This window comes from Terrabacter sp. R4-6 (assembly GCF_057529065.1).
On sequence record NZ_CP197224.1, the window covers coordinates 2,709,392 to 2,725,812 of the forward strand.

The window sequence follows — 16,421 nt, forward strand, 5'->3', positions numbered from 1 at the left end:
TCTGCGCCAAGCGGATCCGACCACTACTGATCTGCGCCCAAGGCTAGATGGGCGGCGAGGTAGGGTGCCGTCGCGCTCCCCTCGGCAGCGGCGACCTCCTCAGCCGTGCCGGTCGCGACGACACGGCCTCCTGCGTCCCCACCTCCCGGGCCGAGGTCGATGACCCAGTCGGCACTGATGATCGTGCCGAGGTCGTGCTCGACGAGCACGACGGTGTTGCCGGCGTCGACCAGGCGGTGGAGCTGACGCAGCAGCAGGGCGATGTCGGCCGGGTGCAGCCCGGCCGTGGGCTCGTCGAGCAGGTAGAGGGCGTGCCCGCGCCGGGCTCGCTGCAGCTCGGTCGCCAGCTTGATCCGCTGGGCCTCCCCTCCGCTCAGCTCGGTGGCGGGCTGACCGAGACGCAGGTAGCCGAGCCCGACCTCGCGCAGCGTCGTGAGGCTGCGCGCGGCGGCCGGCACCTCCGCGAGGAAGTCGGCGGCCTCGTCGACGGAGAGGGCCAGCACGTCGGCGACGTTCTTGCCGCGGTAGGTGATCTCGAGGGTCTCGGCGTTGTAGCGCGCGCCGTGGCAGGTCGGGCACGGCGCATACGTCCCGGGCAGGAAGAGGAGCTCGACGGAGACGAACCCCTCGCCCTGGCACGTCTCGCAGCGTCCCTCGGCGACGTTGAAGGAGAATCGGCCCGCGCCGTAGCCGCGCTCGCGCGCCTCGGGGGTGGCGGCATACAGCTTGCGCACGGCGTCGAAGAGGCCGGTGTAGGTAGCGAGGTTGGAGCGCGGGGTGCGGCCGATGGGGCGCTGGTCGACGCGGACGAGCCGGTCGAACGACTCGAGGCCGGTGGCGTCGTCGACGTCGATCTCGAGCTCGGTCTCCTCGGGGTCGTCGGGGCTCTGGCCGAGGTGGCGGCGGACGAGCTCGGAGAGCACCTGGGTCACGAGCGTCGACTTGCCCGACCCGGAGACGCCGGTGACGGCCGTCAGGACGCAGAGGGGCACGTCGACGGAGAGGTCGTCGAGGTTGTGCCGGCTGATGCCGCGCAGGTGCAGCCACCCCTGGGGCGAACGCCGGGGGCGCGGGGGCCGCTCGGCTCGGCCGAAGAGATGGTGCCCGGTGACCGAGGCCTCGACGTGCTCGAGGCCGTCGACGGGTCCGGAGTAGAGCACGTGGCCGCCCTGCTCGCCGGCGCCCGGGCCGATGTCGACGACCCAGTCGGCGCGGCGGACGATGTCGAGGTCGTGCTCGACGACGAAGAGCGAGTTGCCCGACCGCTTCAGCGCGTCGAGCACCTCGAGCAGCGGCGCGGCGTCGGCCGGGTGCAGCCCCGCGGACGGCTCGTCGAGGACGTAGACGACCCCGAAGAGCCCCGAGCGCAGCTGGGACGCGATGCGCAGGCGCTGCGCCTCTCCCGGCGAGAGCGTCGTCGAGCTGCGCCCGAGCGAGAGGTAGCCGAGCCCGAGGTCGAGCAGCACCTGGACGCGCGCCACGAGGTCGGTGCAGAGGCGCACGGCGACCTCGGTGGCCTCGCCGGACGCGGCGGACGACGTCGCGGCGCCGGCCTCGGTCAGCTCGGCCACGGGGCGCAGCAGCGCCGCGAGGTCGGTGAACGACAACGCGTTGGTGTGCGCGATGTCGAGTCCTCGGAAGGTCACCGCGAGGGCGTCCTCCCGCAGCCCCGTGCCGTGGCAGGCGGGGCACCGAACGCTGCGGACGAAGCGCAGCGCCTTGTCGCGCATCATCTGGCTCTTCGTGTCGGCCAGCGTGTGACGGATGTGCTTGCGGGCGCTCCAGAAGGTGCCGTGGTAGTCGCGGCCGGTCGTGTCGTCGGCCTCACCGCGTCGGTCGATGAGCACCCGTGGCTGCTCGTCGGTGTAGAGCAGCCAGTCGCGGTCCTTGCGGGGGAGGTCGCGCCACGGCACGTCGACGTCGATGCCGAGGGTCCGGGTGACGCGGACGAGGTTCTTGCCCTGCCAGGCGCCCGGCCACGCCGCGATGGCCCCGTCGCGGAGGCTGAGCGAGGTGTCGGGGACGAGGAGGTCCTCGGCCACGTCGTGCGCCTCGCCCAGCCCGTGGCACTCGGGGCACGCTCCGGCAGCGGTGTTGGGGGAGAAGGCCTCGGCCTCGAGCCGCGAGGCGCCGTCGGGGTAGGTGCCGGCGCGGGAGTAGAGCATCCGCACGAGGTTCGAGAGGGTCGTCAGCGTGCCTACGGTCGAGCGCGAGCTCGGGGCGCCGCGCCGCTGCTGGAGCGCGACGGCCGGCGGGAGGCCGGTGATCTCCTGGACGTGCGGGGCGCCGACCTGCTGGAGCAGCCGGCGGGCGTAGGGGGCGACCGACTCGAAGTAGCGGCGCTGCGCCTCGGCGTAGAGCGTGCCGAAGGCCAGCGAGGACTTGCCGGACCCGGAGACGCCGGTGAAGGCGACCATGGCATCGCGCGGCAGGTCGACGTCGACGGTCTTGAGGTTGTGCTCGCTGGCTCCGCGGACGTGGACGAAGTGGTCGGTCGGGTCGAGGTGCACGTGACCTGTCTAGTCGCTCGGGTGCGGTCGGGCACCATCGGCCGTGGTCGGCCGGGTCAGTACTCGCCCTTGATGACGAAGTAGGAGCCGCGGATCGTCCCGGCCAGCTTCGACTTCTGGCGGGCGAACGTGAAGCGGGACGCGAGCTCCTCGGGGACCTCCATGCCGTCCGAGAGCTTGAAGCCGACGGCGCGTTTACCGGCCGGGTCGAGCGCGTACATGACGTTGACGGACAGGCCGGACTCGTAGAAGACGTACGCCATTCTCAGACCGTCGACCTCGAACGTCGTGGCCTCGAGCGGCCGTGAGCCGATGACGAGGTCGCGCTCCTCCGCGAGGATGCGGTGCACGTGGTCGACGACCTCGCTCGCCTCTGCCGCGGGTTCGACGGTGAAGACGTGGTCGTACTTGTTCTTGTAGTAGCGCGCCTCGTTGGCCCGGAGGCCCGCCAGCGCTTCCGCGACGGGGGAGCTCTCGAGCCCCTCGGTCGACACGTCCACGAAGTCGACGACGTACGACACGGCACACCTCCTGGGTCAGGCCTTCCTCGTCAGGGTATCGGCGGCGCCCCACGCGATGGCCCCTCCACGGGACGGGGTCCGGTGGAGGGGCCAGGTCGAGCTCGCGGCGTCGGTCAGTCGACGACGTGCAGGGCCTTGACCTCGTCGCGCGCAGCGACGATCGCAGCGTGCTGGCGAGCGACGACGGCGCGGAAGCCGGCGCTGAGGTCGGCCTTCTCGGCCTTCTCGTACTCGGAGACCGCGTGGTCCTCGCCGGTCACGGCGGCGCCGAGGACGCTGCCGGCGTCGTCGCCGGTCAGGGCGTCCTTGAGCGAGATCCAGCCGCGGTGCAGGGATGCTGCGACCGAGCCGCTCTCGTCGACGTCGTCGCCGTACTCGTGGCCCATCTCGACGATCTCGCGGCGGAAGCCGGCGCGCTGCTCGGACAGCCGCTGCAGGGTGGTCGCCCACTCGGCGCGGTCGCTGTCACGCAGCTTCTCGGCGGCCGACGCGAAGCCGCGCTCGCCGTCCTTCAGCGTCTCCACGAGGTCCTTGGCGACCTTCTCGTCATCCGACATGTGCACTCCTTCGATCAGGTTGCTGGTCCTTCGGGTCCTACCCGGCGGCGTCCCGGCCCAACCGTCCCGGCCCCATCACGGGCAGGTCTGGCCCACACCAGCGCCGGTTGCACGACGAGCTGCCGCTCGCGTTCGGCACCTCGTGCATAGCCACCTGAGCGGCACGCCCCGACGCGTAGAGTCGCTGCAGCATCCGGCGTCCGGGAGGAGGCATCGCGATGACATCGGAACCGGTCGAGGACGAGCGCGACTGGGCTGCCGAGAAGCGCGACTTCGTCGCCGACCGACGTGACGAGCTGGCGGCCGAGCGCGACGCCGCCGCGGACGCGAGGGATGCCATCGCGGACGCGCGACAGGCTCGGCTGGACGAACGGGAACGACAGCTGGACGCCCGCGCGGTCGAGCTCGGATCCACCGGTGACAGTGTCGAGTCGGCTGCCTCCCGGCCTGCCGACCGCTCCGGCCAAGCACGGGCGCGCCAGGACCGCTTGGAGATGGCCGCCTCACGCGATGCCGCCAAGATCGACCGGGACGAGGCTGCTGCGCGACGGCTCGCTGCCACGCCGACGACCAAGCTGGCCGCGGCGTTCGCCGAGGTCGCCGAGCACCTCTACGCCGCCGACTCGTTCGACGAGGTCCTGTCGCGGATCGCCCAGGCCGCGGTGAGCACCGTCGAGGGCTGCCAGATGGCCAGCGTCACGCTCAAGGAGGGCGGGAGGTTCCGGACCGCAGCGACCACCGCCTCGGCTGCCTCGGACGTCGACGAGGCGCAGTACGAGGCACGCGAGGGACCCTGCCTGGACGCGGTGGACGAAGCCGTCGTGTATGCGCGGGCCTTCCCTGACACCCGGTGGCCGACGCTGGCGTCACGCCCGGTCGACCACGGCGCCGAGTCCGCCGCCTCCTATCGCCTCGCCGCGCCGAGACTGTGGGCCGAGGGCGCCGGGGGGTCGCTGAACACCTACGGGTCCGAGCCGGATGCGTTCAGCGACGACGCGCGGAACATCGGGCTCATCCTGGCTGCGCACGCCGGGCTCGCGGCGGGAGCAGCCCACGAACGTCGCAAGCTCGAGGATCTGGCCGAGGGGCTGAACCAGGCACTCGTGTCCAGGGACGTCATCGGCCAGGCCAAGGGGATCCTCATGGAGCGGCTGAAGCTCACCCCGGAGGATGCGTTCGACGCCCTGCGACGGGCGTCCCAGCGGCTGAACGAGAAGCTCCGGTCGGTGGCCGTGACCGTCGCGCAGACGGGCGAGTTCGACAGCAGCGACGCTCTGCGGGCGGACTCGGGTGCGTCCCGACCCTCTGGACGAGCCGGCGAGGCAGGCCGGGCCTGACCGTCCGGGACAGAACGGGTGACGATCACGGCTGAGCGGTCAGCCGCAGCCGCGCGAGCCAGGTCAGCCGCGGGCCGCGACGTACCAGATCGCCGACGTCAGCACGGTGCCGATGAGCAACGCGAAGAGCAGACCGCCGGCGACGGGAAGGAACCAGCCGGGCGCGCGCCTGGACCGAACGGCGACGACCTTGACGACGACGGCACCGATGACGGCGCACCCGAGGATGCCGTGCACGACCGTGCGGGTGGACACGGGTTGCCCGTCACGCAGCGTCCCGGACTCGAGGCCGAGGGCCCAGAGGCAGTGGTAGGCGACGACGACGACGAGCACGACCGCGATCGCGCCGCAGATGCGGTGGGCCGTGCCGAGCCATGGCGGCGCTTCGATGCCGAGCCTGGCGTAGAGCCAGAGGGCACCGACGAGCTGGAGCAGCGCGAGCACCCCGACCACCATGGAGAGCACGACCTTCATGTCGATCACCGTGCGGAAGCCGAACGTCGTCGTGCCGGCGAGCGTCGGGTCGTGGACCTTGCCGAAGACCCCGACGAGCAGAGCGACGACGGCGCCCGCGGCGAACGCCGTCAACGGGATCGCCAGGCTCTTCGCAGGCGTGCTGTCAGCCATGGGTTCAGGATCCCCCTGCCCGGCCCGTCCGGGGGAGGAACGGCTCAAGACCGAGCCCGGCGCCTGAAGCGCGCCGGGCAGGCCGGACGTGCACGGGGCCGGTCAGTCCGTGCGGGCTGACCGGCCCCACGCCGAGACGGGTTGCGTCGGCGAAATCGCTCAGAGGCCGACGGCGGTGACGCCGTAGGTGGCCTGAGCGGTGGTGAAGCCCTCGAACTTCAGCTGCGAGATGAGGCCTCCGCGGGAGAACGGCGTCAGGTCGAGGTAGGACTCGGCCTTCTTGGCGGCCTGCTCCTTCCAGTTCACCGTGATGTGGTCGACGGCGAACGTCGCGTCGGTCTTGGAGAACTGCTCGAACCGCAGCTGCTCGATCAGACCCTTGCGTGAGAACGCCGTGAGCTCGAGGTAGGACTCGGCCCTGGCGACGGCCTGCTCCTGCGACACGGTCATGGCGTTGGCAACTTCCTCAGCCGCTGCCTTCGCTGCAGCGGCCTTGGCGGCAGCGACCTTCGCGGCGGCGGCCTTGGCGGCAGCGATCTTGGCGGCGGCGGCCTTCGCGGCGGCGGCCTTCGCGGCGGCGGCCTTGTCGGCGGCTGCCTTGTCCGCGGCTGCCTTGTCGGCGGCTGCCTTGTCCGCGGCTGCCTTGTCCGCCGCTGCCGTGTCGACCGTGGCGGTCGGTGAGGACACGGGAGTCGTGGCGGCGCCCGTCGTCGTCACGCTCGCCGCGGTGGCGGCGGTCGGAGAGGTCTTGGGATCGCCACCGGTCGCGCCGATGGCGATGAGAGCCACGACGAGGCCACCAGCCCACAGGCCGGCCTTCTTGCCCTTGCCCATCTTCGGCTTCGTCCTCCCGCCCGACTCCGTGAGCGGAGCGCCCTGCGGAGGTGCCCACGTCAACGGCGCGGTCGGCACTCTCTCGGGCGTGGGGTACTGGTAGCTGTTGTCGCTCATGGATGGCTCTTCCCTGTGGGGTCCCTGAAACTGCTAGGGAAGTGTCCGGCTCATTGCCGGTCGTGTCCCGGTTTCGCAGATGTCGGTGGGGAAGCGGCCGGTCCGGCTCTAGACGGACGACAGCTCGTGCACGAGCCAGGTGAGGGCCGCGCCGTTCGCGAGGACGGTGAGCCAGAAGACGGTTCGGAAGGGCTGCTTGATCGTCTTGTGCCGGAAGACGTGTCGCGCGACGAGCGCCCCCGGCCAGCCTCCCAGGAGGTCGATCGTGTGCAGCGTGGACTCCGGCGTACGTCGTCTACCACTGATCGAGGCCGCGGACTTGTCCGCGCGGTACATCGCGAACGCGACACCGCTGAGCAGGAGGTAGCCGGCCGGCAGCCAGACAGGAAGGATGCCCCGCACCACGAGGAACCCCAGGAGGCCGAAGAAGAGGAGGTCGACGGCGACTGCCAGCAGGCTGCCGCGCGCTCGACGGCGCCCACGCCGGTGTGCGGCGTGGTTGTCTGCAGGCATCGCTTCGGCTCCTCGGCTCGTGGATCGTCAGGCTGGACAGCCTGGCTCGAGGGGGAGCGAGTCGTCCTGACCGGCATTATGCGTCCCGCCCCGCCGTCCGTGGCGAGGATTCGCGAACGCCGTTCGGGTCGGCGACGCGGCCGATCCGGGGCGCGCGTCCTCAGGCGGACTGCATCGGGCGCACCGGGTAGCGCAGGTGCGTCACCCCGACGCCGGCGATGACGGTCGGGTCGCCGAGGACGGCCGGCGTCGTCGCGAGGTGGTCGAAGAGTCGCACCCCGGAGCCGAGCAGCACTGCGGCGACGTCGATCTGGAGGTAGTCGACCAGCCCGGCGTTGAGCAGCTGCTGGATCGTGTCGGCGCCGTGGACGCCGACGGTCTTCGCGCCGGCGGCGTCCTTGGCCTGGCGCACGGCGCTCTCGATGCCGTCCGTCACGAAGTGGACGGTCGAGTCGGGCCGGGGCCACCCGTCCGGGACGTCGTGCGTGACGACGAAGGCAGGGCCCCACGCGTGGTTGCCACCCCAGCCCTGGGCGACCTCGAAGGTGCGACGTCCGGTGAGGACGGCCCCGAGCCGGGGGGTGAGCTCGCGGAGGTACCGGGCGCTCGGCTCGGACACCTTGAACGTCATGGGGTCCGAGCCTCCGGTGCTGAACTCGACGTCACCGGAGGCGAAGTACCAGTCGAAGACCTGCATCACGTCGTCGTCGGGACCGGCGACGAATCCGTCGAGCGACATGGACATGATGGCGACAACGTCGGACATGGTGGTGGTTCCTCTCCACAGTGGGTGCCTGTGACCTGCTCTCACGCTGGCAACGAACAGCACCGCCTCGGTCGGACAGCGATCTGCGAACTTTCTGCGGCGGCGCTCGGTCTGTCCCCGCGAGGTGACCCAGGACCCGGGTGTCGTCTACGCCGGGATCAGCCCCAGAACTCGCCCAGCTGCTCCGCGAGGTCGAGGCCCTGGTCGTAGCCGCCTCGCGCAGCAGGCAGACGCGTCGACGGGTCGAGCGCCTTGGCGCCGAAGACGTCCCCCGCGCGGCTGTCCGGAAAGACGGTCTCGACCCTGCTCCCGCCCGCCCTCAGCTCCGCGACCTGGCTGGCCAGGTCCATGCCCCACTGGGGCGGCATGCGCGTCCGGCCGCTGAAGGGGGACAGCACGATGACCCGCCCGAAGCCGGCGGCCAGATCGGCGTTCTCGCTGCGTCGGTAGCCGCCGTTGAGGTAGCGGTGCTCGCCGATCCGATACGGCGTCATCGCCGAGGTGCTGGCGGCGACGGCGTCCACGAGGTCGACACCGCTGTCCCGGTCGAAGACGACGGGCTCCCCGGTGTCCGCATCGACGGCGGCGATGAGCAGGTGCTGGCGCGGCCAGTCGTGGTGCGGGAGCCGGGCTGCGACGACGTCGCGCCATCGTGTCGGGTCGGACGGGTTGGCCGCCTCCCGCTCCAGCGCGGCCGCGCCCATCCGGCGACGCATGTCGTATGCGTTCTCCGACGTCGCGATGATCGTGTCCGACCACGCCAGGTAGTTCGGGCCCGAGACGTTCGGTGCGCCTCGTCGGTGGGCCGCGCCACCGGGGGACGGAGGCCGTGGCACCTCAGCGAGGACGGCGGCATACAACTCCGTGGGGTGTGTGCTGCCGGTGATCTGGGCAGCGACGGTCGACCCGGCCGAGGTCCCGACGACGAGGTCGGCCCCGGTGAGGTCGACGCCGGCGTCGCAGAGACCGGCGATGAGGCCGAGCTCCCACGCGTTGCCGGCGGCTCCGGCGCCCGCCAGCACGAGGGCAAGCTGGTCGGGGTGAGCGGGCTGGCTTGGGGCGTGGGCCTGCTGGGCGATCGGCCAGTTCCCGTGCCATGGGTCTGGTGGCGTCGAGGAGGGAGGTGTGGGGGGCATCGTCATGGGACCACGGTAGGGAATCCATCCATCGTCAGCATGTGTTGACGTCCGATGGTCGTCAGCATATGCTGACGGTCATGACCAGGACCGCCACGGACCTTGCAGGCGACCTCGACAGCTCCGACCCGAGGGTCGGGCTGCGGGCCGTTGCCGCGCTGGGTCGGCTGCTCGACCAGCTCGAGGCCCTGCACGTGCGCAACGCCCGGGGCAAGGGCTGGTCATGGCAGGAGATCGCCGACGCGCTCGGTGTCTCGAAGCAGACCGTCCACCGCAAGCACGCCCGGAGGTAGACCCGTGTTCGAACGCTTCGCCCAGGATGCGCGCACCGTGGTGGTTTCGACGCGGGCCCGCTGTCGCGACCTCGGAGTCGAGGAGGTGCGCCCGGTGCATCTCCTCCTCGCGCTGACCGAGGAGGGCGGCGGGGCCGCAGACGTCCTCGCCGCCCACGGCCTGACGACGCAGGCCGTCGCCGAGTGCCTTGGTGTGGCGCCACCCTCGCAGTGGGTTCCGCTGGGCGAGGAGGACGCCGCAGCGCTGCGATCCCTCGGCATCGATCTCGACTCCATCCGTGAGGCAGCCGAGCGTCACTTCGGCCACGGGGCGTTCGACGAGCCGGTCACGGGAGCGACCCAGGACGCGGGCCGCGCCGAACCCTCGGGTGCAGTCGATGACGATGACGCACGAGCGGCCCGAGGACGGTTCGGGTGGGGTGGGCGCATGCGGTTCGGACGCGGCTCGAAGAAGGTGCTCGAGCTGTCACTGCGTGAGGCGATCCGCGCCGGTGACCGCGAGATCCGCACCGAACACATCGCCCTCGGTCTGCTGCGTGCCGACGACGAGGGGGTCACCCTGCTCCTGCGGTCCATCGGCGCCGACCCGCTGGCCGTGCGCGCCGACCTCGTGGACCACGGCCGCCGCGCCGGCTGATCCGCGCCGGCCGCGCTGGCCGCGCTGGCCGCGGGCAGGGATGTGTGCGAAACGGTGTCAGACCGGGCCATTCCGGGGCTAACGTCTTTACGTCGGAAAGTCTTCGGCCCTTAGGGGGCGCCGTGCGCACGAGAGGGTGGCGAGTGGCCGTACTGGTGACGGCGCCGATGGTGGGAGCCGTGTCCTTGGCCCCGGTCGGTTCGGCGTCGACACAGCTGAATCCGAAGGTGGAGCACGTGCTGCTGCTCAGCCTCGACGGGTTCCACGACGCCGATCTGACGAACTACGTCGCGGCGCATCCGACCTCCGCGCTGGCGGACGTCGTGGCACGGGGACGTCGTTACGCGAACGCGTCGGCAGACGCCGTCCGACTCGTTTCCCGGCACGCTCGCCATGACGACTGGCGGGTCACCGCGGTCGACCGGGGTCTACTACGACGTGTCCTGGGACAACAGCCTCTCGCCGGCCGGCTCCGACTGCAGCACGCGTGGCGCGCTGGTTCCGTTCAACCAGACGATCAACGTCAACGCCAACGCGGGCGACAGCGTCGCCGACATCAACCCGGCCAAGCTGCCGCGCGACCCGGACCACGGGTGCAGCGTGGTCTACCCGCACCGGTTCCTCAAGGTGAACACGATCTACGAGGTGGCCCACGCGGCAGGGCTGCGCACGGCAGTGGCCGACAAGCACCCGAGCTACGAGATCCTGTCCGGTCCCTCCGGGACAGGCGTCGACGACTTCTACGGCCCCGAGTTCAATGCAGCCAAGGCCGACATCACGAAGATCATGGCCAACGACGAGCTCAAGGTCCGAGCAGTGCTCAATGAGATCGACGGGCTCGACCACGACGGCACCGCCGTCGTCGGAGTGCCGTCCATCTTCGGCATGAACTTCCAGGCGCCGAACATCGGGCAGAAGTTCTCCGGTTACGTCGACGGCGCCGGCACGATCCCCCAGAGCGTCACCACCATCGGACCCCTCGCCGGGAGCGCCCCCGGGCTCGCGCAGGCGCTCGACTACGTGGACGGCGCGGTCGGCCGGATGCTGAGTCGGGTCGAGGCCAACGGGCTGGTGGGCGACACGATGATCATCCTGACCGCCAAGCACGCCAACAGCCCGGTCGACCGCTCCAGCCTGCGGTGGATCGACCCGTCCGGCTTCGCTCCGCTCATCAACAGCGTCCAGCCCGGGCTGACCGCTCAGCTGACGGCGGACACGATGGCGCTCATCTGGCTCACGGACCGCACCCGTGCGGCCGACGTGGCGACCGTGCTCGAGGCGAACGCCGCAACGGTGGGGGCCGGCACCGTCACCAGCGGTGCCGCCGTTGCCGAGCTCTTCGCCGGTCAGCTAGGCGGCAACGCGAGCCGGATCCCCGACGTCGTCGTGCAGCCGGCGCCCGGGATCGTCTATGCGGCGCCGAACGCGAAGCTCGTCGACCACGGAAGCGGTAGCGCCGAGGACACTCACGTCCCCCTGGTCATCATCGAACCCGGTCGCAAGGGCGGCCGCACCCTCACCTGTCCCGTCTCGCTGCGACAGATCGCGCCGACCGTCATCCGCGCTCTCGGGCTCAAGGAGGACCTGCTCGACGCGGTGCGACTGGAAGGCACGCAGCGGCTGACGAACGGGGACGAGTGCTGAGCCGGCCCGCCGTGGGCTGCCCGACCCGGCCGAGTGCGTCCGGTCAGGCATGACGTACTTCTGGGTCGGCATCGGCTTGCTGCTCGTGGTCGGGCTCGGCATGATCGTGTGGGCCTCGCAGACGGGGCCGGGACGGTCCGGGCGCGACGTCTCGGCGCGGCGGGGCAGGGAGACGCAGATCGGTGCACTGCTGGTGGCGGTCTCGCTCGGCGTCCTGGTGATCGCGTATCTCACGGCCCCCCGGCCCTAGGCCGCTGCTCGCGTCGCTGTCGGTGGGGTTGCCGGGGCGGCGGGGGACGTAGGCTCCGTCCATGGCTGAGTCTCCTCGCATCACGTACGTCCTCATCGACGGGGAGAACATCGACGCCACCCTCGGGACCTCGATCCTGGGACGGCGCCCGCGCCCTGAGGAGCGCCCGCGGTGGGAGCGGCTGCTGCAGTTCGCGCAGGAGCTGTGGAACCAGCCGGCGGCCGGGCTCTTCTTCCTCGCGGCCAACAACGAGCTCCCGATGCCGTTCGTCCAGGCTCTGATGGCCATCGGCTACCGGCCCGTCCCCCTCTCCGGCGCGCCCGGCGAGAAGGTCGTCGACATCGCCATCCAGCGGACACTCGTCGAGATCCGTCAACGCCGGGCGGACGTGCTCCTCGTCAGCAACGACGGGGACTTCGTCGACCAGGTGGGCGACCTGCTGGACGGCCGGCGGGTGGGCGTCGTCGGGTTCCAGGAGTTCCGCAGCAACGCCTTCCTCGAGCTGACGGCCCAGGGTCTGGCCACCTTCGACCTCGAGTACGACGTGCAGGCCTTCCGGGAGTCGCTGCCGCGCATCCGCGTCATCGCCATCGAGGACTTCGACCCGGCCGACTTCCTCTAGCCACGCCGTGCGCCGTCACTGGCCCAGTCGGCGCCTCAGCGTGAGGGGCGCGCAGAACCGGTAGCTCTCGGTCACCAGCTCGGCGACCTCGTCCCAGTCGGTGTCGACGTCGAGCACCATGCCGACGACGGTGGGCGACCACGGCGGCTGGTAGAACGGCGGCCCCGCGTTGGCCAGTGCCGACAGCTCGTCGCCGGAGGAGCGGAAGGTCAGCACCGTGGTCGGCTCGGTCACCCCGGTCACGTCGCGGTACGCGGACGTGTAGCCCTCCTGAGCCACGAGGACGTGGGCGAAGGTCTTGCTCCGCACCCGCCACCGTATGCCGGTCCAGGCGTCCTCCTCGTAGGCGTCGGGCAGTGCCAGCGCCGTCGACCCGATGCGAGCGACGACGTCGCCGGAGGGCTCGATGCGCGGCGGCCGGGACACGCCACGAGTCTGCCAGCGCCTTCCGACAGGCGGTCGCTCGTCCGGGCGCGTCCCCATCACCGCCACTAGTCTCGAGGTGTGCCCGAGTTCAGCTGGCGACCGGCCAACGACGCGACCGTCGAGGAGGTCGAGGCCGTGTTCGACGCCGGCGGCGCCCGCAAGTGCCGTTGCCAGGCGCTCAAGGTGCCGGGCTGGATCTGGCGCGACACGACCCAGCAGGAGCGCGACGCCGCGCTCCTGGAGCAGGCCGGCTGCGGCACGAGCGGCCCGACGTCGGGCCTGATCGGCTACGTCGACGGAGACCCGGCCGGGTGGGTCGCGGTCGAGCCGCGGGAGAGCTACCCGAGGATCTGGGCCCGGCAGAAGGCGTGGATGCGGATGGACCCCGAGCTCGAGGGCGTCTGGTCGGTCACCTGCTTCGTCGTGCGTCCGGGCTTCCGGCGGCAGGGACTGATGTACGAGCTTGCCGCCGCCACCGTCGACTACGGCAGGCAGGTCGGCGCTCGCGTCCTCGAGGGCTACCCCACCGAGCCGCCGCCGGGCAAGACCGTCATCTGGGACGAGGCGTCGGTCGGGCTGCTCCAGGTCTTCCTCGACGCCGGCTACGAGGTCGAGGCGTCGCCCACCTTGCGCCGGAGGGTCGTGCGACACCGGCTCGGTGCAACAGCCTGACGGCCGGTTCCGTCAGGGCCGTCTCTGACTCGAGGTGGCGTCAGCGGTCACGAGGGAAATGCTTCCAGTTCCCTTCTGACACAACCTCGACGGTGCCATCAGCCACCTTGATCGCCGTCTGGTCGTCCATGGCGTACGCAGCATGCGAGATGCCTGCCACCCACTGCTCCGCCTCGGCCATGGAGTTGCCCGGCATGCCGTCCGGAGCCAGATGGGGACAGATCGAGAAGTCGACGAGGCCCAGGGTGCTGTCGTCCCCGGTCGGCGGTCTCCACTGGATGAAGTCCTCCCCGACCTCGGGGGTCATCACCATGCTCCCGGCGCTCAGCCCCACCCAGACCGTCTCGCTCAGCGACGGGAGCAGGTCCGTCAGCCCGGACTCACGCATCCAGTAAGACAGGTAGAGAACGTCGCCGCCCCCCACCAGCAACACATCCGTCTCCCGGAGCAGAGGTACCCAGCGCGCTTCGTCGATGCTGGGCAGCGCGGTCAGCTCGAGAACGCCGACGAACTTCCAGCCCAGATCGACCATGGGGTTCTCCGAGTTCCCGCTGATGAACTCCCACGCCCTGACGCCGGGGCCGACCGACGGGTGTCCGTACATGCCGGTCGGGATGCACAGCGCGCTCGAGTCGGCGATCGGCTTGCCCAGCAGCTCGACGAGTGCGTCGCGGATGCTCTGGTTCGTCACGCCGCCAGAGGTCAGGAGAAGACGCATTTCCATTCCTCCATCTGTCGTTGGCGGTCCGAGTGACGGGCTGGTCAACCCGAAGTGAGGCACCGCCGAAGTGTGTTCACACCGTACACACGTGGACCCTCGCGCTGCGTTCTGGGCTGTCGGACCACCTCGGAGACCCTGTCGTCGGCTTTCCGGAACCACGCGCGTTCGCCTCGCGGTCGTGCACGGCGGACGACTTCCCATCAACGTCGGGATCGCCGGTCCGGCATCCGAGTAGATTGGCCGGACCCTGACCGACTGGGGATGATGCCGATGTCCACCACAGAGAACAAGCGGGTCGTGTCCGAGTTCGTCCGACGTTGCCAGGACCAGCATGATCTGGCCTACGCGGACGAGGCGTTCCACCCCGGTTTCGTGAACCACTACCGGCCCGAAGGGCGGGACATCCCGAGTACCGAGCGCCCGGCGAGTGGCTTCCAGGCCTTCTACGGCGCGCTGCTGCTTGCCTTGCCGGACGCGCGCATGCAGATCAACGACCAGATCGCCGATGGCGACCTGGTGTGCACGCGGAAGACCTTGCGCGGAACGCACCGCGGCGAGCTCTGGGGGTTGAGGCCGAGCGGCAACCACGTCGAGTTCGAGTTCATCGACATCTTCCGCGTGGCCGATGGCCTCCTGATCGAGCACTGGACCTCCATGGACCTGGGCGCCTTGAAGAACCAGATGCAGGTCGTGGACCTGTAGACCGCCCAGAACGCTCTCGAGGCCAGCAACGCCGGGCGGCCTGCGGCGGAAGGACGCGCTGTCGACCTGGGTCGAGGTATGGCGGCGCTTCGGGGGCTGTCGCTTCCGGCGGGCGTAGCGTGAGCGGCATGAGTGAGTGGAACGACAAGGTCATTGCCGAGTTCCGGGAGAACGGCGGGAAGGTCGGCGGCAACTTCGAGGGTGCGCCGCTGCTCCTGCTCCACACCACCGGTGCCAAGTCGGGGGAGCCGCGCGTCAACCCGATGATGTACCAGGCCGTCGACGGCGGCTGGGCCGTCTTCGCGTCCTACGCCGGTCTCGACGTGAACCCGGCTTGGTTCCACAACCTCAAGGCCCACCCCGACGTCGCGATCGAGGTGGGCACGGACGGCGAAGTCGAGACGATCGACGTGCACGCGACGGTCATGACTCCCGAGGGGCGAGAGCCGGTCTGGGAGGAGCAGAAGCGCCGCTACCCGGGCTTCGCCGACTACGAGCAGAAGACCGACCGGGTCATCCCGGTCGTCCTCCTCACGCGCCGCTGACGCCCAGCCGGGGTCAGGCAGCGACCGACGCCAGCTCGGCCAGGTCGTCGTCGGTCAGCTGGAGGTCGGCGACCGCCATGTTCTCCTCGAGGTGCGCGACCGACGACGTGCCCGGGATGAGCAGGACGTTGTCGGCGCGGGCGAGCAGCCAGGCCAGGCCGACCCGCGCTGCTGGCACGCCACGGCGCTCAGCGACCGCCTGCACCGCAGGCTGGTCCACGACCTTCGGCAGGTGCGGGAAGGCCGAGCCGAGCGGGAAGTACGGCACATACGCGATCCCGGCCGCCGTGCACGTGTCCAGCACCTCGGTGTCCGTCTGGTCGACGAGGCTGAACGGGTTCTGCACGCACACGATCTCCGTGATCGCCTGTGCTGCAGCGAGATCCGCAGCCGACACCGTCGAGAGCCCGACGCCGGCGATCTTGCCCTCGTCGCGCAGGGCGGCCAGCTCGGCCACCTGGTCCTCGAGCGCCACCTCGTCGGCGCCGGGCGCGTCGGCCTCCATGCGGCGCAGGTTCACCGCCGTCAGGCGGTCGACGCCCAGAGCACGCAGGTTCGCCTCGACGTCGGCCCGCAGCTCTGCCGGCTTCTGCGCGGGCAACCAGGCGCCGGCCGCGTCACGACGTGCGCCCACCTTGGACACGAGGGCGAGGTCGGCGGCATACGGGTGGAGGGCCTCGCGGATCAGCTCGTTGCTGACGTCGGGTCCGTAGAACTGCGCCGTGTCGATGTGGTCGACGCCGAGCTCGACGGCGCGGCGCAGCACGCGCAGCGCCTCGGCGCGGTCGCGCGGCGGGCCCATGACGCCGGGGCCGGGGAGCTGCATGGCGCCGAAGCCCACGCGTCGGACGGTGCGGTCTGCCAGGGGGAAGGAGTCGGTCATTTCATCGACGCTAGGTGTTGGAGTGCGCTCCAACGCAAGCCCGGCGGCTTGTCCGTCCCCCCAAAGCTTCGACACCGGGCCTCCGGATCCCGGGCGCCGCCACCACCA

Annotated in this window: 20 protein-coding genes; 9 read left to right on the forward strand and 11 right to left on the reverse strand. The window is 70.9% G+C overall.

Features of this window, described 5'->3' with window-relative positions; translation table 11 throughout:
- Positions 1 to 23 precede the first annotated feature (23 nt).
- From uvrA to ACSSS0_RS12685, 3 genes are all read right to left on the reverse strand, one after another.
- Positions 24 to 2,510 carry an excinuclease ABC subunit UvrA gene (gene uvrA / locus ACSSS0_RS12675; RefSeq protein ID WP_487228252.1) on the reverse strand — a complete coding sequence of 829 codons (2,487 nt, stop codon included), beginning with the start codon at positions 2,508 to 2,510 and terminating at the stop codon, positions 24 to 26.
- Between the two features lie 56 nt (positions 2,511 to 2,566).
- Positions 2,567 to 3,031 (reverse strand): phage tail protein, encoded by a 465-nt coding sequence (locus tag ACSSS0_RS12680; protein ID WP_487228253.1) that lies wholly within the window; start codon positions 3,029 to 3,031, stop codon positions 2,567 to 2,569.
- Positions 3,032 to 3,144: 113 nt separating this feature from the next.
- Positions 3,145 to 3,588 carry a ferritin-like domain-containing protein gene (locus tag ACSSS0_RS12685; RefSeq protein ID WP_435987571.1) on the reverse strand — a complete coding sequence of 148 codons (444 nt, stop codon included), beginning with the start codon at positions 3,586 to 3,588 and terminating at the stop codon, positions 3,145 to 3,147.
- 218 nt (positions 3,589 to 3,806) lie between these two features.
- Here ACSSS0_RS12685 and ACSSS0_RS12690 point away from each other — a divergent pair, with 218 nt between their 5' ends.
- A complete protein-coding gene (locus ACSSS0_RS12690) occupies positions 3,807 to 4,925 on the forward strand; it encodes an ANTAR domain-containing protein (protein ID WP_487228254.1) in 1,119 nt (372 codons plus the stop codon).
- Between the two features lie 63 nt (positions 4,926 to 4,988).
- Here ACSSS0_RS12690 and ACSSS0_RS12695 read toward each other — a convergent pair whose 3' ends face one another.
- The 5 genes from ACSSS0_RS12695 to ACSSS0_RS12715 form a co-directional block, all read right to left on the reverse strand.
- Entirely contained in the window at positions 4,989 to 5,552 is a 564-nt protein-coding gene (locus ACSSS0_RS12695; protein WP_487228255.1) for a DUF6529 family protein, read from the reverse strand.
- A gap of 159 nt (positions 5,553 to 5,711) precedes the next feature.
- A complete protein-coding gene (locus ACSSS0_RS12700) occupies positions 5,712 to 6,503 on the reverse strand; it encodes an Ltp family lipoprotein (protein ID WP_487228256.1) in 792 nt (263 codons plus the stop codon).
- Positions 6,504 to 6,611: 108 nt separating this feature from the next.
- A complete protein-coding gene (locus ACSSS0_RS12705) occupies positions 6,612 to 7,016 on the reverse strand; it encodes a DUF1294 domain-containing protein (protein ID WP_487228257.1) in 405 nt (134 codons plus the stop codon).
- Positions 7,017 to 7,176: 160 nt separating this feature from the next.
- Positions 7,177 to 7,782 (reverse strand): dihydrofolate reductase family protein, encoded by a 606-nt coding sequence (locus ACSSS0_RS12710; protein WP_487228258.1) that lies wholly within the window; start codon positions 7,780 to 7,782, stop codon positions 7,177 to 7,179.
- A 158-nt stretch (positions 7,783 to 7,940) separates the two neighbouring features.
- On the reverse strand, positions 7,941 to 8,924 hold the full coding sequence (locus ACSSS0_RS12715; RefSeq protein WP_487228259.1) for a patatin-like phospholipase family protein: 984 nt from the start codon (positions 8,922 to 8,924) through the stop codon (positions 7,941 to 7,943).
- 74 nt (positions 8,925 to 8,998) lie between these two features.
- Between ACSSS0_RS12715 and ACSSS0_RS12720 the strand changes: the two genes are divergently transcribed.
- From ACSSS0_RS12720 to ACSSS0_RS12740, 5 genes are all read left to right on the forward strand, one after another.
- On the forward strand, positions 8,999 to 9,211 hold the full coding sequence (locus ACSSS0_RS12720; protein ID WP_028785530.1) for a helix-turn-helix domain-containing protein: 213 nt from the start codon (positions 8,999 to 9,001) through the stop codon (positions 9,209 to 9,211).
- Positions 9,212 to 9,305: 94 nt separating this feature from the next.
- Complete coding sequence (locus ACSSS0_RS12725) at positions 9,306 to 9,848, forward strand: Clp protease N-terminal domain-containing protein (RefSeq protein ID WP_487228260.1); 543 nt, start codon at positions 9,306 to 9,308, stop codon at positions 9,846 to 9,848.
- 297 nt (positions 9,849 to 10,145) lie between these two features.
- Positions 10,146 to 11,492, forward strand: a complete 1,347-nt coding sequence (locus ACSSS0_RS12730) for an alkaline phosphatase family protein (protein ID WP_487231205.1) — start codon at positions 10,146 to 10,148, stop codon at positions 11,490 to 11,492.
- Between the two features lie 49 nt (positions 11,493 to 11,541).
- Positions 11,542 to 11,742, forward strand: coding sequence for a hypothetical protein (locus tag ACSSS0_RS12735; protein WP_487228261.1), 201 nt, complete (start codon positions 11,542 to 11,544; stop codon positions 11,740 to 11,742).
- A 61-nt stretch (positions 11,743 to 11,803) separates the two neighbouring features.
- The gene (locus ACSSS0_RS12740) at positions 11,804 to 12,364 is read left to right on the forward strand and encodes an NYN domain-containing protein (RefSeq protein WP_487228262.1); all 561 of its coding nucleotides are present in this window, start codon (positions 11,804 to 11,806) and stop codon (positions 12,362 to 12,364) included.
- Between the two features lie 15 nt (positions 12,365 to 12,379).
- On the opposite strand, the gene ACSSS0_RS12745 is transcribed toward ACSSS0_RS12740, so the two are convergent.
- Complete coding sequence (locus ACSSS0_RS12745) at positions 12,380 to 12,790, reverse strand: MmcQ/YjbR family DNA-binding protein (RefSeq protein WP_487228263.1); 411 nt, start codon at positions 12,788 to 12,790, stop codon at positions 12,380 to 12,382.
- A gap of 78 nt (positions 12,791 to 12,868) precedes the next feature.
- On the opposite strand from ACSSS0_RS12745, the gene ACSSS0_RS12750 reads away from it, so the two are divergent.
- On the forward strand, positions 12,869 to 13,462 hold the full coding sequence (locus tag ACSSS0_RS12750; RefSeq protein ID WP_487228264.1) for a GNAT family N-acetyltransferase: 594 nt from the start codon (positions 12,869 to 12,871) through the stop codon (positions 13,460 to 13,462).
- A 40-nt stretch (positions 13,463 to 13,502) separates the two neighbouring features.
- Here ACSSS0_RS12750 and ACSSS0_RS12755 read toward each other — a convergent pair whose 3' ends face one another.
- The gene (locus tag ACSSS0_RS12755; protein ID WP_487228265.1) at positions 13,503 to 14,180 is read right to left on the reverse strand and encodes a Type 1 glutamine amidotransferase-like domain-containing protein; all 678 of its coding nucleotides are present in this window, start codon (positions 14,178 to 14,180) and stop codon (positions 13,503 to 13,505) included.
- 273 nt (positions 14,181 to 14,453) lie between these two features.
- On the opposite strand from ACSSS0_RS12755, the gene ACSSS0_RS12760 reads away from it, so the two are divergent.
- Together ACSSS0_RS12760 and ACSSS0_RS12765 are read left to right on the forward strand one after the other, a co-directional pair.
- The gene (locus ACSSS0_RS12760) at positions 14,454 to 14,885 is read left to right on the forward strand and encodes an ester cyclase (RefSeq protein WP_487228266.1); all 432 of its coding nucleotides are present in this window, start codon (positions 14,454 to 14,456) and stop codon (positions 14,883 to 14,885) included.
- A 128-nt stretch (positions 14,886 to 15,013) separates the two neighbouring features.
- Complete coding sequence (locus tag ACSSS0_RS12765; RefSeq protein WP_487228267.1) at positions 15,014 to 15,430, forward strand: nitroreductase family deazaflavin-dependent oxidoreductase; 417 nt, start codon at positions 15,014 to 15,016, stop codon at positions 15,428 to 15,430.
- A gap of 13 nt (positions 15,431 to 15,443) precedes the next feature.
- Here ACSSS0_RS12765 and ACSSS0_RS12770 read toward each other — a convergent pair whose 3' ends face one another.
- Positions 15,444 to 16,313: an oxidoreductase gene (locus ACSSS0_RS12770; protein ID WP_487228268.1), complete on the reverse strand. Its 870-nt coding sequence runs from the start codon at positions 16,311 to 16,313 to the stop codon at positions 15,444 to 15,446.
- Between the last annotated feature and the right edge of the window lie 108 nt (positions 16,314 to 16,421).